A 15,774-nucleotide genomic window follows, 5' to 3' on the forward strand; every position below is an offset into this window, starting at 1 on the left:
CATGACGGTACCCTCGAAGCTCGCAAACAGCGCGAGAACCTTCGGATCAAGCTTGCTCTCGGCCTCGGCCAGATCGGCCGCAAGCGCCTTGGCATCATCAACGGAAAGCCCGGCCTTCTCCAGCGCCGCAGCCTCCTTTATGCCGTCGCCGCTGCAGAGAAAAATACTCCAGCCGTGATGGCCCTTTTTCAGCAGTGCACGGCCGCCCCGCCCGTCCTGCTGCCAGCCGGCAATCGCCCAGTCGTTCTCCGCGACCACGGGCAGGATTGTCAGCGGCTTGTCCGGCCGCTCGAACATGGTCTTCAGCGTCGCGGGGATGGCCTCTTCCGGCGGCGGGCCGGACATATCCATCTCCATGTCCATGCCTTCCATGCCGGGCATGCTCATCGCCCCATGGTCCACGCCGCCATGATCCATAGTCTTGGCCGCACCACCGACATCATCGAGCGGCCCGGCGATCTTGCCGACGGCAAAATCGACCGTGATCGTGCCCGCCTTCTCGAAACTCAGCAACGCCCTGATCGTCTCGCCCTGTTTGAAGGGCTTTGCGACGTCCTGAAACATCAGATGGTAACTGGGCGCAAGCGTCACCGTCTGCCCGGCGGGAATGGCAAGCCCGCCCTTCAGCTCGCGCATGGTCATGATACCGTTCGCCATCGTCATCTGGTGCAGTTGCACGGTTCTGGCGCGATCGGAGCTCGCGGCAACAAGCTTGTCCGGCTCGCTGCCGCTATTGGTGATGACAAGGTAACCATCGCCCACCTTGGCGCCCGGCACCATCGAATGCGAGGCCGCATGGTCGATCCGGATAGTACCGGCCGCCGGTTCCTGTGCAACCGCAGCTGTCGCGATCAGCAGGCTCATCAGGAAAGAAATAATCGTCTTCATCATCCCCTCCTCAGGCAAAGGCGCGCTTTAGCGGCGGCACGAAACGGATCACCATCTGGTCGAAGGCGATCATCAACAGGATCAGCAATCCACTCATCGGAAACGCGACGGCGAAGACCAGCACGATGGTCCAGAGCCCGAGATAGACGGAGCGCTGCGGCGGCATGGGCGGCACGCCGACCCGCCCGGCCGGTCGCCGCTTCCACCACATGACGGCGCCGGTGACGCAGGAGAGGATGATGACAAGGCAGGTCGCCAGCATCAGCAGCTGATTGAAGAGCCCGAACTCCTGCCCCTGATGCACATTGATGCCCCATTCGATTGCTTGGCCGAGGAAAGGATACTGGCCGAAGGAGAGATCGATGAGCGGCTTGCCGGAATACTGGTCGATATGGAGTGTGCGCTCGTTGGTGAGGTCGTCGGGATAGACGGCCGCCGTATAGACGCCGGTCTCGCTGCCGGGAATGGCGAGATCGAAGCCCGGCGCCATGCCGAGCCCGCGTGCGATTTCCACCGCCTTGTCGAGGCCAACAGGCTTCTTCGATTGCGCCGCCGCGATGTCCGACAACGGCACCGGCGCCCTCTCGACGATCCAGCCCGCCTTCGGCAGGATATCCTCCGTCACCTTCTGCGACTTCGGCACCGCATCCCAGAGCTGCACGGGATAGCCGAGATCATGGCTCGTGAGCCACGCATTCACGTTGGCGCCCCAATAGCCGGACCAGGGCATGCCGGTCATCGCCATGAAGAAGATCAGGATGCCGGCGAATGCGCCGGTCACCGCATGCAGATCCCGCCAGAAGACCCGTCGCGCAGGCGTGCCGCGCACGGTCACGACCCCACCCGTCTGCCGCCGCGGCCACCAGAGATAGATGCCGGTCACGACGAGCACCATGGCAAAACCGCCGGTGATCTCGATCAGCTTGTTGGGCAGGCCGCCGAACAGCGCAAGGCTGTGGATGCGTTTGACGACATAGTTGAACTCCTCGGTCGTCCCGACCGTGTCCAGCACCTTGCCGTCATAGGGATTGACGAAGACCAGCGTCTGGCCGGCATCTGACGACACCGTGACGATCGCCGAACGATCGGCCCCGGCCGGGTCCTTGTAGGAGCTCGCAACCGAGCCGGGCACCGCGGCTGCCGCGATATCGGCAATCTTCTGCGGCAACAGCGCCTCGCCGGCGGGCTGAACTGTATAGCGATAGGCAAAGACCGTATCGTTGATCTCGTCCTTGAAGAGATAGAGCGAGCCGGTAATGGCAAGGTTCAACAGGAAGGGAATGGTGAGCAGGCCGGCGAAGAAATGCCAGCGCCAGATGGCGCGATAGAGCGAAACGCCCGATGTGGCGTTCTCTGCCGACTCAGTGGCAGTGATTGTAGACATGGAAGTAGATCCGAATCCTCGGCCGGCGGCGTCAGAGCGGCCCGACCATGATTGCAAGACGCATCACGGCCAGAGCCACGACGCGGGTTCAGGCAAGGATCGGATTGGCAGGCGGGGCGCGCGGCCCGGTATTGGGCGGGAAAAGCTGGCGATGGAAAGCTTCGACGCGGCGCGGCAGCTCCACCTTGAACGTAAAGCCGATGCGCGCACCGGTGATATCCGCCGGCTGCGGCAGCACGACGGAAGCGCTGATGCGGCAAGCTTCGCACGGGTTGAGATGCGCAATCTTGCCATGCTCCTTGCCGTGATCATCGACAACGGTAACGCAGAGCGTCGGCAGCGTGCCGTCAGGCAGCACATACTGGGCAAGTGCCGCAGGGCTCAGGGCATCTTCGGCGACGGCCGGAACCTGATGCGCAAGACCGACGAAGACGAGCGCGATGGTGCACAGAATGCGCACCAGCCATTGCTCGATCCTGTCCAGACGATATTGCATCGTTCCCCTGCGCCTCGAGGCCCCTACCTCAGCATCGAATCCGTGATAGCGGCATCTGCGGCAAAGCTCAATGCGACATTCATGACCGGACGACGGATCGTAGCGGCTCAAGGCAGTCGGATTGAATGGTGACGGATGGGACAGAAGCAAACCCGCCCATCCGTCGAAATCCGCCTCACGCATCCACGTCGGCCGAATGCGCCAGTTCCGACTGGGCCTTGAAGCCGCCGGTCACCCGACTCAAGCGCGATCGAAGGCGGCGCGGTTTTGCTCGACAAAAGCCTCCACCGTCATCGGCGGCGTTCCCGTGAACTGCTCGATAACGTCGTTGGTGCCCGCAAAGACGCCGTTGCGGCAGTCCTCGGCGATGCACTGGAAGTGCTGGATGATGAAATCGTCAAGGCCGAAACTCTTGAGGCGCGCCGTATAGGCTTCGACAGTCGCCGGCCGGTAGCCGATCTTGCGGCCGAGCACCTCGCTCATCCTTGCGGCGATCTCCGCCTCGCTGAGTTCCACCGGGCCGAACAGCGGATAGATCTTGCCGGCGTGCTCGGCCGGGTTTTCCAGCATGGCCGCAATCAGCCGCGCCTGGTCTTCGCCGGTAACAGGCGCATGCCTCCCCTCGCCATAGGGCAGCTCGATCACGCCCTCACTGGCGATGACATTGCTCACCCAGGGGAATGTCAGCCATTCGGAGAAGAAGGTCGGGCGGATATGGGCGGTCGGCACACCCGACCAGTCCAGCACGCGCTCGGCGACCCAGTGGTTGCGGGCAGCATGGCTTTTCGCCACCTCGCGCGCCGAAATCTGCGACATGTTGACGATAAGCTCGAGCTTTGCCCGCCGTGCGGCATCGGCAAAATAGGCCGTCACATCGATGAGATCCGGCCGGATCGGATAGCAGAGATAGGCGGCATTCACGCCCGCGACCGCGCTGATGACGGCATCGTGGTCGGTGAGGTCCCCGACCACCACCTCCGCCCCCGCCTCGGCGAGTGCTTGAGAACGCGCATCTTCCCGGTGCACGAGCGCTCGCACCTTGTGGCCCTTTTCCAGGAGGATGCGGGTCGTATGCTTGCCGGTTTTGCCGGTGGCTCCGGTCACCAGATAGGTCTTGGACATGGTCTTCTCCAGTTGTGAAAAGGGCGCAGGAATCCGCCGGAGCGAACCACGAGGCTCGTCCGTTACAAATCGCCCGCCCTCGAAATTTAGATTACGAGTGACATCTAATTAGATGTTGGGTACAATCTAAATTGTCAAGGCGCACGGAGACCGGAAATGCGAAAATCAAACGAGGAAGCGGCAAGGACGCGCCAGACCATCGTCGCCACCGCAGCCGACGAGATCAGGCGTTCGGGCATTGCTGAAGCAAGCGTCGCCGATATCATGGCCGCTGCCGGCCTGACGCCGGGCGGCTTCTACCGTCACTTCGAAAGCAAGGATCATCTGGTCGCCGAAGCGCTGGAAAAGGCTGGAGACCAGCTCGCCGGAAGCATGCGCAAAGTGCGCGACGAGGCCAGCTTCGACGATGTCGTCAACGCCTATATCGAAGCCACCCGGGCCGGCGGCAGAGCCGTGCCCTCCTGCCCCATCTCCTCCCTCGGCAGCGAGCTCGCCCGCTCTGGCCCAGAGGCGCGAGAAGCGGCCACCAAAGTGATCGAGGACATGTTCTCCGTCTTCGGCTCCGGCCCCGCCGGTACCAAGGCCAGCCGCCGCAAGGGAATGGCCGCCTTCGCCATGCTGGTCGGCGCGCTGACTTTGGCGCGTATTGTGACCGATGAAGAGATGGCGGATGAGATTCTGGATGTTGCACGGCAGAAAGTGCATCGGGCCGAGTGACCCTGCCCATTCGACACTCTTGCGAATCTCATAAGTCTGTGCTTATGTGTTGTCATGATGGAACACGACATTTTTCGAGCCCTGTCCGACCCGACGCGCCGCACGATCTTCGAGAAGCTTGCGGCAGGCAGCCTGAATGCCAGCGCGCTTCGCCAGGGCATGGAGATCAGCCAGCCGGCCATGTCCCAGCATCTCGCCGTGCTGCGGTCGGCAAGGTTGGTGCGCGAACAGAGGGAGGGCCGTTTCGTGAATTACGAGGTCGATCCGGATGGGCTGGCCCTAATCGCAGAATGGCTGGCGAAATATCGCGCCTACTGGCCGGCTCGCATCGATGCTCTCAAGCTCTTGCTGAAGGATATGGACCAATGAACGAGGTGAAGGCCCAAGTGCAGGCCGAGGCTCCGGAAACCGGCTTCGAACAGAGATACGAGCTGGATGCGCCGCCGGAAAAGGTCTGGCGGGCGATCAGCATTGCCGAATTTCGCGAGAGATGGCTGCCGAAGGAAGCGCTTGCCGATCCGCAATCGCTCTCCGAGACGCCGGGTAAGGAGGTTCGCTACAGATTGCGCGACGACAGCCCGCCCTTCCTGGAAAGCATCGTCACCTTCGCGATCACGCCCAATGCATCGGGCGGCACCAGCCTGCGGATCATCCACGAGCTGACCGGCGCGACATCAGTGCGTCTCACGAGATCGGTCGCCAACAGCAACGGCCCGACCCTCATGCTCGCCGCCTGACGCGGCAAGCATTCCCGTCATAGTCCCAAACGATTGGAGTTCGCCGATGCGCGAAGCGATGCAACTCGTCCCTATGGTCGTCGAACAATCCTCGAGAGGGGAACGATCCTTCGACATCTATTCCCGCCTCCTGCGCGAACGGATCATCTTTCTGAACGGCGAAATCAACGATACCGTTTCCGCCCTCGTCTGCGCCCAGCTTCTGTTCCTCGAAGCCGAAAATCCCAAGAAGCCGATCAATCTCTACATCAACTCGCCGGGTGGCGTCGTCACCAGCGGCTTTGCCATGTACGACACGATGCGCTTCATCCGCGCGCCGGTTCACACGCTCTGCATGGGAACGGCCCGCTCGATGGGCTCCTTCCTGCTGATGGCCGGCCAACCGGGAGAGCGGTATGCCCTGCCGAATGCCAGCATCCTCATCCACCAGCCCCTCGGCGGCTTCCAGGGGCAGGCTTCCGATATGCTGATCCATGCCGAGGAAATCAGGAAGACGAAGCTGCTCATGACGCAGCTCTACGCCGAACATTGCGGCCGATCCTATGATGAGTTCGAGCAGGCGATGGATCGCGACCGCTTCATGAGGGCTGAAGAGGCCCTGGAATGGGGGCTGATCGACCGTATCCTGACGGATCGAGAGGATGTGGCAGAGGTAGGAGCGCAATAGCCGTGCGCCCCGCCCGCCAGCCTAAACCTCAGCTACCGGCCTTCAATGCCGTATTGCAAAGGCTCCAGTAACCGCCGCCCTTCTGGATCCACTTCAGATTGTTCAGCGTGCCGGCATCCTTGTTGGCATGGTAGCTGTCGACGCAGGTATGCAGCCGACCCTTACCCGGCGTTTCGCTGGCATATTTCTTGTCGATCGCCTTCGGCATGGTCACGCCCTTGGGTGCCTTGACCGTCGGCTTTTCGGGTTCCTTGTCCGTCGTGGCGGCCACTGCCTTGTCATCGGCGGCATCTTCGGCGGCCGCATCCGCACCGCAGAACTTCGCCCGGAAGTCGTTCCACTTCATGTCCTTGGCCGAACCGTCGGCCTTGGCCGTCTGATATTTGGCGCTGCATTCCTTCATGGTCAGCGCCGAGGCCGGAGAAACGGAGAAGGGTGAAACCAAGAAGGCGGCGGCAATCAACGCTCCGGCGGAGGCGGGCACAAGCAATCTCGCAATCATCAGACATCCTCGTGTTTGGGGGCAGTTCACGGCATGCACGGCTTTGAAAGCTATGAGACGGTCCCGTTGGGCGTTGCCGCATCCACCGCCTGCGGCAGATGCTCGGCGAGCAGCTTGGACACCTCGCTGGTATCGACGCCGAACTTGGCGGCGAGATCGCGCAGCTGATCGGAGGACAGGGCCGCCTGGATCTGCTCTGCCGAAACGGGAAGATTGTGGCCGGTGCCAATCCACGATGAGACCTGCTCACCAAGACCTGCCGTATTGAGCTGCGAGACAATGCCCTGCAGCCCTCCGGCATTGTCGAATATCCGGGTTGCAACCGCGACGTAATCGACTTGCCTGCCGGCAAAAACGTCGGAGAGAACACCGCCTAAACCATCGAAAATACTCATGGTCACTCCTCCACCATCAGTGGATTCTATTTTAGCATGACGTGATATTTATGTCATTGCCGATTTACGGATGCGCGAGCGTCGGGTCCTTGACATCAGGCATCTTGCCGGGCTGTTCCTATCGGCCCAGATATATGAGCAGCATCCCGCAATCCCGCCCACTCCTGAAGACAGATCAGAAATGAAACGCCACGATTTCGATGATCTCGCCGCCTTTGTCATCGTCGCCGAAGAGCGCAGCTTTACGCGCGCCGCCACTCGCCTTGGCATTTCCTCCTCGGGCTTGAGCCACATGATGCGCCAGCTGGAGGAGAGGCTCGGCATGCGGCTTCTCGCCCGCACTACCCGCAGCGTCGCCACCACGGAGGCCGGCGAGCGCCTGCTGATCACGCTCCAGCCCGCCTTTGCCGAGATCAGCCGCGGCCTGCAGGAACTTGGCAATCTCAGGGAAAAACCCTCCGGCACCGTGCGCATCACTGCCGGCAAACATGCCGCAACCTCGCTCGTCATGCCGATCCTGCCGGAGTTTCATCGCACCTATCCGGATATTCGCGTGGAGCTGATCGTCGGCGACCGGTTCGAGGATATCGTCGCTTCGCGCTTCGATGCCGGCATCCGCTTCGGCKAGCGCATCGACAAGGATATGATCGGTTTGCGCATCGGCCCGGACATACGCGCCGCCGTCGTCGGCTCGCCCGATTATTTCGCCCGCTTTGCGCAGCCGAAAACACCGCACGATCTCGCCGATCATGATTGCGTGACCTATTACATGGCCTCGTTGGCCGGCCCCTATGCCTGGGAATTCGAGGAAAATGGCCGCGACATCGAGGTGAAGGTGTCTGGCAGCTTTATGGTCAACGATTCCGAGATGATGATCGAGGCCGCCCTTTCAGGTTCCGGCCTCGTCTATGTCTTCGAGGATTTCACCGCCGAGCATGTCAGGAGCGGCCGGCTGATCCGCGTGCTGGAGGATTACTGCAAGCCCTTCACCGGCTATTCCCTCTATTACCCGAGCCGGCGACAGATGCCGCCGGCCCTTTCGGTCTTCGTCGAGGCGCTGCGCGCCATCCCCAAACGGTCAGCCGGTCAAGCCGCCTGAGCCGCCGGCATCGTCACCATGTCGATGACGAAGCGGTAGCGCACATCGCCGCGCTCCAGCCGCTCGAAGGCTCCAGCGATATCGGCCATGGCGATCATCTCGCATTCCGGCAGGATGTTCTTGCGGCCGCAGAAATCCAGCATCTCCTGCGTCTGCCTGATGCCACCGCTCGGCGTGCCGGCAATGCGCCGGCGTGCGCCGAGGATCAAGAGGTTATTGAACTTCGGCGTATCGACCAGCGACCCGGCAATCACAAGCGTGCCATCGGCATCGAGCAGGTTGAGGTAGGGGCTGAGATCGTGCTCGTAGGGCACAGTGTCGATGATGACATCGAAGGCAAAGGCCGAAGCCTCCATCGCCTGGGTATCGGTCGACAGCAGCACCTTGTCGGCGCCGAGTGCGCGCGCCGTCTCGATCTTGCCTTCCGAGCGCGTCATGACCGTCACATGCGCGCCGAGCGCGGAGGCAAACTTCACGGCCAGATGGCCGAGTCCGCCAAGTCCGATCACGCCCACCCGGCTGCCGGGGCCGACATTCCAGGTGCGCAGCGGTGAATAGGTGGTGATCCCGGCGCAAAGCAGTGGACCGACGCGCGCCAGATCCAGCCCGTCCGGCACCCGCAGCACGAATTCCTCGCGCACGACGACATGGTCGGAATAGCCGCCATAGGTGGTCTCGCCCGTCACCCGGTCCTTGCCGTTATAGGTGACGGTGACGCCCTTGTAGCACATCTGCTCTTCATTGCGCCGGCACTGGGCGCATTCCATGCAGCTGTCGATGATCGTGCCGACGGCGACATTGTCGCCCACCCTGAAGCGCGAAACGTTGCTGCCGATGGCCGATACCCGCCCGACGATCTCGTGCCCCGGCACGACGGGATAGGCCGAAAATCCCCAGTCGTTGCGGGCCATATGCAGATCGGTGTGGCAGACCCCGCAGTAGAGAATATCGATCGCCACGTCCTCGGGGCGCAATTCCCGGCGATCGAAGGAGAAAGGTTGCAACGGCGTGTTCGCATCGGTTGCGGCAAATCCTGATGTTCTCAATGGCTTATCCCTCGCGCTGTTGGAAACTTGACGCGGAAAGCCGCGCCGATGGGGATATAGCGCCGGCAGATTAGCCGGATTAGCGGCAGAATGCGGGATAGGCTTGTGAACGTGGCTCAGCAATTAGATGCGGCAGTCTTATTAAGTGCCCGCTACTGCCTCTCCTGCACGTTACGGTAAACCCCGCCGGCATTTACCGTAAAGTACTTCCGCGCCCTGAAACTCGTCTCTAGCGTGCAGGCCGACGGTCCAAACCGTCGTCCAACGGAGGATACCTGCATGGCAGAGGAGACGAAGAACCCATCCGTGACCGTGACCCGGCAAGGGCTCAGCCGCCGCGATCTGCTGGTCGCGAGCACGGCGCTGGCTGCGGCMGGCGTATCGCTATCTGCACCGGCTCCCGCACAGGCGCAACAGGCAACGACCTCAGGAACTGCCGGACGCAAACCGAACATCCTGATGATCATGGGTGACGATATCGGCTGGTTCAACCCGAGCATCTACCACCGCGGCATGATGGGATATCGCACCCCGAACATCGACCGCATCGGCAATGAGGGCGCCATGTTCACCGACTGGTACGGCGAGCAGAGCTGCACGGCCGGCCGCGCCGCCTTCATCACCGGCCAGTCGCCAATCAGGACGGGTCTCACCAAAGTCGGCCTGCCCGGCGCCGATCTCGGCATCCAGCCGGAAGACCCGACCGTTGCCGAATTCCTGAAATCACTCGGTTACGCCACCGGCCAGTTCGGCAAGAACCATCTCGGCGACAAGGATGAATTCCTGCCGACCAACCACGGCTTCGACGAATTCTTCGGCAATCTCTATCACCTCAATGCCGAGGAAGAGCCTGAGAACCCTGATTATCCCAAGGACCCGGAATTCCGCAAACGCTTCGGTCCGCGCGGCGTCATCAAGGCCTCGGCCGACGGCAGGATCGAGGATACCGGACCGCTGACGGTCAAGCGCATGGAGACCGTGGATCAGGAATTCCTGGCCGCCGCTCTCGACTTCATGGATCGCAAGCAGAATGCCGGCACACCCTGGTTCTGCTATTTCAACTCCACCCGCATGCACGTCAACACGCATCTGAAGGCCGATTCCGTCGGCAAGACCGGCCTTGGCGTCTATCCTGACGGCATGCTCGAACATGACGCCATGATCGGCGAACTCCTGAAGAAGCTGGACGATCTCGGCGTCGCCGACAATACGATCGTCGTCTATACCAGCGACAACGGCGCCGAGGTGATGACCTGGCCGGATGGCGGCACCACGCCTTTCCGGGGAGAAAAGGCAACCAACTGGGAAGGCGGCTATCGCGTGCCCACATGCATTCGCTGGCCTGGTGTCATCAAGCCCGGAACGATCCACAACGAGGCCTTCTCGCATTACGACCTGATCCCGACATTCTGCGCGGCGGCAGGCGAACCGGATATCGTGGCGAAATGCCTGACCGGCTATACCGCCGGCACCAAGACGTTCAAGGTGCATCTCGACGGCTACAATCTCATGCCCTTCCTGTCTGGAAGCGTAAACGAGACGCCGCGCCGCGATTTCCTCTACTGGAACGACGATGGCGAATTGGTCGCCGTCCGCGTGCTGAACTGGAAGGTCGTCTTCAAGTCGCAGGATCACACGGGCATCGGCGTCTGGCGCCAGCCATTCACCGAACTCAGGGCCCCGCTCCTCTTCAATCTCCGGGCCGACCCGTTCGAACGCGGCGACGAATCCATCGAATACGAAAAATGGTTCTTCGACCGCGCCTTCGTCATCGTTCCCTCGCAGGCGATCGTCGGGAAATGGCTGCAAAGCTTCGCGGAATTCCCCGTCCGTCAGAAGCCCGCGAGCTTCAATCTCGACGAGGTCATGCAGAAACTGTCGGCGCCGAAGAACTGATTGCAAAACATCACCGCAGCGAGGCGGCCGTCGCGCCGCCTGCTGCAGCCGACGTTCCCCTCCACCGGCAACAGTTCTCACTGCCCGTGCTTGACGTTGCGATCCGGTCACGATGAAAGCCGGCCAAACATCAAACGAGGCCAGCGCCCTAATTTCCCAAAAATCCGACAGCCAGGACTGGACAAGGCAAATGTAACTTTATAACAACGAAGATGTAATGTTATTACATTAAAGGAGATTTCATGTCCCGGCGCCTTTTCGCTGTCTTCGCAGTCGCCACCGCGCTCACCTCCGCCGCCCTGCCATCGGCTTCCCGCGCAGAGGAGGAACAGCAGGAAAGCTGGCGGCTTTTCGTGGCTGATCACAGCCTGCCGGTCGTCCGCGCCATCGATCTTGCGAGCGGCAGACAGATCGGTCGCTTCGATCTCAAGGGCTATGCCGCCCTGTCGCTGAGCGACACCGGGCGCACGGTCTTTGCGGTCCAGGGCGATGAGAATATCGTTCATGTCATCGATACCGGCATTGTCCTTTCCGATCATGGGGAGCATCGCGATCTCGAAGTGACGCCGCCGAAGCTGATCGGCGCGACGATAAAGGGCGAGAAGCCCGGCCATGTCGTGACGCATGGCGATGACGTGGCGATCTTCTACGACCGCACCGACCGCTTCGATCTCCTGAGGGAAAGTAGTCTGCTGCAGGCAAAGCCGGAGCCGAAGGCTTTCAACACCATCGCCGCCCATCACGGCGTCGCGGTGCCGATGGGCAATCACCTGCTGGTTTCAGTGCCGAACATGCAGGCGCCGGTCAAGGAAGGCGAGTTGCCGCCGCGCCTTGGCCTGCGCGTGCTCGACCGTGACGGACAACAGGTGGGCGATGTCGCGCCCTGCACCGGCCTGCATGGCGAGGCGACCTCCGCCCGCCTCGTCGCCTTCGGTTGCGAGGAAGGCGTGCTCGTCGCCCGCCCCGGCGGCACGAAAGGCCCCAAACTGGAGATGCTCGGCTATGGCGCGTCGCTGCCGCAAGGCAAGGTCTCGACCCTGCTCGGCGGGCGCTCCATGCAGTTCTTCCTCGGCAATTACGGGGAGGACAAGGTGGTGCTGATCGATCCCGACAGCACCGAAACACCCTACCGCGTCATAGACCTTCCGACCCGCCGCGTCGATTTCGTGCTCGATCCGGCACGGTTCCAGAATGCCTATATCCTCACCGAGGACGGCAAGCTGCACCTGCTCGATACGGTGAAGGGCGAGATCGTCAGATCGGAAACCGTCACGGAGCCCTACAGCAAGGATGGGCATTGGCGCGATCCGCGGCCGCGGCTGGCCGTGGCCGGCGATAATATCGCCATCACCGATCCTCGCCACAGCCTGATCCGCCTCGTCAGTAGCGAAACGCTGAAGGAAACGCGCACGATCCCCGTCGACGGCCAACCCTTCGCGCTCGTCGCCGCCGGCGGCTCGGGCGCCAGCCACTGAGCGGCTCCGGACCCGGGACACTTTGCATCCGGTGCTTGACGTCGCCCACGGCGGCGTCATAGATCAGGACGACGGTTCCCCGAGGAGAGCTTCGAGGGGATTAATAGGGAACACGGTGCGGACGACCCAAAAGGGACCAAGACCGTGGCTGCCCCCGCAACTGTAAGCGGATTGCTGGTTATATCCCGGAATGTATGGTGCGCCATTCATATCAGGACATGACAAGCGAGCCGGTCACTCCAAGGCCTCAGGGCCATGCCACTGTGCGAAAGCGCGGGAAGGCAGATGACCGACTGACATCCGTGAGCCAGGAGACCTGCCGTCAATCACGATCCAATCAGCCGGGCGGGGATGCCCGGACAAGGAGCAGACATGATTGACCTTAATCCCTGCCGCTTGCCGCATGCGATCCGTCCCGATTGGACCACCCGCCGCTAGCCCTCTCCCTCCACGCTTGGCTCACGCATCTGCGCGCGCCGGCGTCCGCTAGCCCTTTTCCTTCCGATCGAGAGTTTCCAATGCGCCAGTTACTTCCAGGCTTTTCCCTTGCGCTCGGGCTCGCCGGCTTTTGCCTGGCCGGCCTCGCAGCCCCCGCCTTCGCCGCCACCCGATACCCCCTCACCCTTACCAATTGCGGCCAGCCGGTCACGTTCGACAAGGCACCGGCCAAGATCGTTTCGATCGGCCAAGGCATGACCGAAGTGCTCTTCTCGCTCGGCCTTGCCGACAAGATCGCCGGCACGGCCGTCTGGGTCGGCCCGGTCCTGCCGCAATATGCCGACGCCAACAGCAGGATCAAACGACTGGCTGACAATGACCCGAGCTTCGAATCCGTCGTCGGTGTCGAGCCCGATCTGGTGGCTGCCGAATTCGAATGGCATGTCGGTACGCAGGGGTCCGTCGGCAAGCGCGAGCAGTTCAAAGATCTCGGCATCAACACCTATGTCGCGCCTGCCGATTGCGTCGCCAAGATCAACGCCGATGGCGGTGATGGCGTGCGCAAGGAGTTGTTCACGATGGACCTGATCTATCAGGAAATCACCGAACTCTCTGAAATCTTCGACATCAAGGACCGCGGCGACAGGCTGATCGCCGACCTGAAAAAGCGCGAGGCCGATGCCGCCGCATCCGTTGCCGGCGCTGCCGCAAAGAACCTGCCCGTCGTCTTCTGGTTCTCCAGTAAGGAGGTCAAGGGTGATGCCTTCATCGCCGGCAAGAACAGCGCACCGGCCTATATCCTGAAGACGCTCGGCGCGAAAAACGTCGTCAGCACGGAAGAGGAATGGCCCCTCGTCGGTTGGGAAACCATTGCGCAGGCCAATCCCGCTGTCATCGTCATAGCCACCATGGACCGCCGTCGCTATGCCGCCGACGATCCCAAGGTGAAGGTGGATTTCCTGGAGAATGATCCGGTCACCAGTGAACTCGATGCGGTGAAAAACAAGCGCTTCATCATGATGGACGCGCAGTCGATGAACCCGACGATCCGCACGATCGACGGTATCGAAACGCTCGCAAAGGGCATCAAGTCCTTCGGTCTGACGCAGTGAGCCAGGCTGCCTTGCGACAGAGGAAATGGTGGGCGCTCGCCGCGCTCACCATCGCCGCCTTCGTCCTGCTCGGGCTGGTGGTGAGCCTTGCCGTGTCTATAGGCGAGATCGCCATTCCTCTCGCCACCACGGCAAAGGCGGTGTCCAACCGCCTGTTCGGCACGGCATTCGAACTCAGCCGCATTCATCAGGGCATCGTCTGGGATTACCGCCTCAGCCGCGCGCTGGTGGCGGCCAGTGCCGGTGCGTCGCTGGCGCTCTGCGGCACGGTGTTGCAGGCGCTGCTGCGCAATCCGCTCGCCGAACCCTATGTGCTCGGCATTTCGGCCGGCGCCTCTACCGGGGCCGTCTGCGTCATGATATCAGGCTTCGGCTATGGCGTGCTCAGCCTCTCCGCCGGCGCCTTCATCGGCGCCGTCATTGCCTTCCTGCTGGTCGGCATTCTGGCAGCCGGTGTGGGCGGCACCAGCGAGCGCATCATTCTCTGCGGCGTGGCGGGCTCGCAGCTCTTCAATGCGCTGACCTCCTATATCGTCACCACGTCGGCCAATGCAGAACAGGCCCGCGGCGTGCTCTTCTGGCTGTTGGGGTCGCTGAGCGGCGTGCGCTGGCCGGATGTCTATCTCTCCCTGCCGGTCGCACTGACAGGCTTCGTCATCTGCCTTGCCCATGTGCGTGCGCTGGATGCCTTCGCCTTCGGCACGGATGCCGCAGCTTCCCTCGGCATCGCCGTGCGCCGGGTGCAGTTCACCCTGCTCGCCGTCACGGCTACGATGACCGCAAGCGTCGTCAGCATGGTCGGCTCCATCGGCTTCGTCGGCCTCGTCATTCCCCATGCCGCCCGCTTCCTGGTCGGCCCAGCCCATGGCCGCCTGCTGCCGGCGACAGCGCTTGGCGGGGCGATCTTCATGGTCGGCGCCGACATCGTCTCGCGCATCATCATTCCGCAGCAGATCCTGCCGATCGGCGTCGTCACCGCGCTCTTCGGCGCCCCGGCCTTCGCCATCATCCTTTATCGCGTGCGGAGAAGCGCATGAGCATATCAGTCGACAAGGTCACCTATGCCGCCGGCAATACCGTCATCGTCAATGGCGTCAGCATATCGGTCAAAAAGGGCAAGGTGCTCGGCCTGCTCGGGCCGAACGGCTCCGGAAAATCGAGTCTGCTCCGCCTGATCTGCCGGCTGCGGCAGGTCAGATCCGGCATCATCCGCCTCGGCGACGATGATGTCTCCGGCCTCTCGCGCGCCGCCCTTGCCCGCCGCATCGCTTTCGTCGAGCAGCAGACGACGACGGATACGCAGCTCACCGTGCGCGATATCGTCCGCCTCGGCCGCACGCCGCATCGCGGCCTCCTCTCGTCCTGGGCACCCGATGACGATGCCGCGGTCGAAGAAGCACTCGCCCGCGTCGACATGGGCGAACGCGCCGGCCAGCTCTGGCAGACACTGTCTGGCGGCGAGCGGCAACGGGTGCATATCGCCAGGGCGCTGGCCCAGACCCCAAGCGAACTGCTGCTCGACGAGCCGACCAACCATCTCGATATCCAGCACCAGCTCGATATCCTGGCCCTGGTCGCCAAACTCGGCCTCACCTCCATCATCGCGCTGCACGATCTCAATCTGGCAGCGATGTTCTGCGACCACTTGGCCGTGCTGCAGAAGGGCGAGGTCGTGGCCGCAGGCACGCCCGAGGAGGTGCTGACCGAAGCGCTGATCGCCCGCGTCTTCGGCGTGCGCGCCCATATCGAAAAATCACCCGTGCATGGCCGCGCACATATCCAGTATCGGATGGGGTAAGA

17 protein-coding genes and 1 riboswitch are annotated in these 15,774 nt (G+C 62.3%); of the genes, 10 read left to right on the top strand and 7 right to left on the bottom strand.

Features of this window, described 5'->3' with window-relative positions:
* The 4 genes from AC1D35_RS17490 to AC1D35_RS17505 all read right to left on the bottom strand — a co-directional run.
* The coding region (locus AC1D35_RS17490) for a copper uptake system-associated protein (RefSeq protein ID WP_477939251.1) at window positions 1–888 on the bottom strand (888 nt) is incomplete at its 3' end.
* 10 nt (window positions 889–898) lie between these two features.
* Window positions 899–2,272, bottom strand: a complete 1,374-nt coding sequence (locus AC1D35_RS17495) for a PepSY-associated TM helix domain-containing protein (RefSeq protein WP_113311021.1) — start codon at window positions 2,270–2,272, stop codon at window positions 899–901.
* Between the two features lie 88 nt (window positions 2,273–2,360).
* Window positions 2,361–2,768, bottom strand: coding sequence for a hypothetical protein (locus tag AC1D35_RS17500; RefSeq protein WP_113299214.1), 408 nt, complete (start codon window positions 2,766–2,768; stop codon window positions 2,361–2,363).
* A 240-nt stretch (window positions 2,769–3,008) separates the two neighbouring features.
* On the bottom strand, window positions 3,009–3,890 hold the full coding sequence (locus AC1D35_RS17505; RefSeq protein ID WP_477853232.1) for an NmrA family NAD(P)-binding protein: 882 nt from the start codon (window positions 3,888–3,890) through the stop codon (window positions 3,009–3,011).
* A 156-nt stretch (window positions 3,891–4,046) separates the two neighbouring features.
* Here AC1D35_RS17505 and AC1D35_RS17510 point away from each other — a divergent pair, with 156 nt between their 5' ends.
* From AC1D35_RS17510 to AC1D35_RS17525, 4 genes are read left to right on the top strand one after another with little or no spacing between them, the layout of a single operon-like run.
* Window positions 4,047–4,607: a TetR/AcrR family transcriptional regulator gene (locus AC1D35_RS17510; protein WP_113311023.1), complete on the top strand. Its 561-nt coding sequence runs from the start codon at window positions 4,047–4,049 to the stop codon at window positions 4,605–4,607.
* 54 nt (window positions 4,608–4,661) lie between these two features.
* On the top strand, window positions 4,662–4,976 hold the full coding sequence (locus AC1D35_RS17515) for a metalloregulator ArsR/SmtB family transcription factor (protein WP_113311024.1): 315 nt from the start codon (window positions 4,662–4,664) through the stop codon (window positions 4,974–4,976).
* Window positions 4,973–5,344 carry an SRPBCC family protein gene (locus AC1D35_RS17520; protein ID WP_113311025.1) on the top strand — a complete coding sequence of 124 codons (372 nt, stop codon included), beginning with the start codon at window positions 4,973–4,975 and terminating at the stop codon, window positions 5,342–5,344. Before AC1D35_RS17515 ends, AC1D35_RS17520 begins: the two co-directional genes overlap by 4 nt.
* Window positions 5,345–5,390: 46 nt before the next feature.
* Window positions 5,391–6,011, top strand: coding sequence for an ATP-dependent Clp protease proteolytic subunit (locus tag AC1D35_RS17525; RefSeq protein ID WP_113299219.1), 621 nt, complete (start codon window positions 5,391–5,393; stop codon window positions 6,009–6,011).
* Between the two features lie 28 nt (window positions 6,012–6,039).
* Here AC1D35_RS17525 and AC1D35_RS17530 read toward each other — a convergent pair whose 3' ends face one another.
* Both AC1D35_RS17530 and AC1D35_RS17535 read right to left on the bottom strand, forming a co-directional pair.
* A complete protein-coding gene (locus AC1D35_RS17530; RefSeq protein ID WP_113311026.1) occupies window positions 6,040–6,513 on the bottom strand; it encodes a hypothetical protein in 474 nt (157 codons plus the stop codon).
* 50 nt (window positions 6,514–6,563) lie between these two features.
* Window positions 6,564–6,908 carry a YidB family protein gene (locus tag AC1D35_RS17535; RefSeq protein WP_113299221.1) on the bottom strand — a complete coding sequence of 115 codons (345 nt, stop codon included), beginning with the start codon at window positions 6,906–6,908 and terminating at the stop codon, window positions 6,564–6,566.
* 181 nt (window positions 6,909–7,089) lie between these two features.
* Here AC1D35_RS17535 and AC1D35_RS17540 point away from each other — a divergent pair, with 181 nt between their 5' ends.
* Window positions 7,090–8,007 (top strand): LysR family transcriptional regulator, encoded by a 918-nt coding sequence (locus tag AC1D35_RS17540; protein WP_477939256.1) that lies wholly within the window; start codon window positions 7,090–7,092, stop codon window positions 8,005–8,007.
* Here the strand turns inward: AC1D35_RS17540 and AC1D35_RS17545 are convergent.
* Window positions 7,995–9,053, bottom strand: coding sequence for an NAD(P)-dependent alcohol dehydrogenase (locus tag AC1D35_RS17545; protein ID WP_113311028.1), 1,059 nt, complete (start codon window positions 9,051–9,053; stop codon window positions 7,995–7,997). The two genes, AC1D35_RS17540 and AC1D35_RS17545, sit on opposite strands and share 13 nt — an antisense overlap.
* A gap of 279 nt (window positions 9,054–9,332) precedes the next feature.
* Here AC1D35_RS17545 and AC1D35_RS17550 point away from each other — a divergent pair, with 279 nt between their 5' ends.
* The 5 genes from AC1D35_RS17550 to AC1D35_RS17570 all read left to right on the top strand — a co-directional run bounded on the left by AC1D35_RS17550 (window position 9,333) and on the right by AC1D35_RS17570 (window position 15,772).
* Entirely contained in the window at window positions 9,333–10,949 is a 1,617-nt protein-coding gene (locus tag AC1D35_RS17550; RefSeq protein WP_113311029.1) for an arylsulfatase, read from the top strand.
* Between the two features lie 242 nt (window positions 10,950–11,191).
* Entirely contained in the window at window positions 11,192–12,424 is a 1,233-nt protein-coding gene (locus AC1D35_RS17555) for a metallochaperone AztD (protein WP_113311030.1), read from the top strand.
* Window positions 12,425–12,479: 55 nt separating this feature from the next.
* Window positions 12,480–12,762, top strand: a riboswitch (cobalamin riboswitch).
* A gap of 180 nt (window positions 12,763–12,942) precedes the next feature.
* Window positions 12,943–13,974, top strand: a complete 1,032-nt coding sequence (locus AC1D35_RS17560) for an ABC transporter substrate-binding protein (RefSeq protein ID WP_113311031.1) — start codon at window positions 12,943–12,945, stop codon at window positions 13,972–13,974.
* The gene (locus AC1D35_RS17565; RefSeq protein ID WP_113311032.1) at window positions 13,971–15,011 is read left to right on the top strand and encodes an iron ABC transporter permease; all 1,041 of its coding nucleotides are present in this window, start codon (window positions 13,971–13,973) and stop codon (window positions 15,009–15,011) included. Before AC1D35_RS17560 ends, AC1D35_RS17565 begins: the two co-directional genes overlap by 4 nt.
* Window positions 15,008–15,772 carry an ABC transporter ATP-binding protein gene (locus tag AC1D35_RS17570; protein WP_113311033.1) on the top strand — a complete coding sequence of 255 codons (765 nt, stop codon included), beginning with the start codon at window positions 15,008–15,010 and terminating at the stop codon, window positions 15,770–15,772. The genes AC1D35_RS17565 and AC1D35_RS17570 overlap by 4 nt, the downstream gene beginning before the upstream one ends.
* The last annotated feature ends 2 nt before the right edge of the window (window positions 15,773–15,774 follow it).

This window comes from Rhizobium sp. P1_E6 (assembly GCF_056405875.1).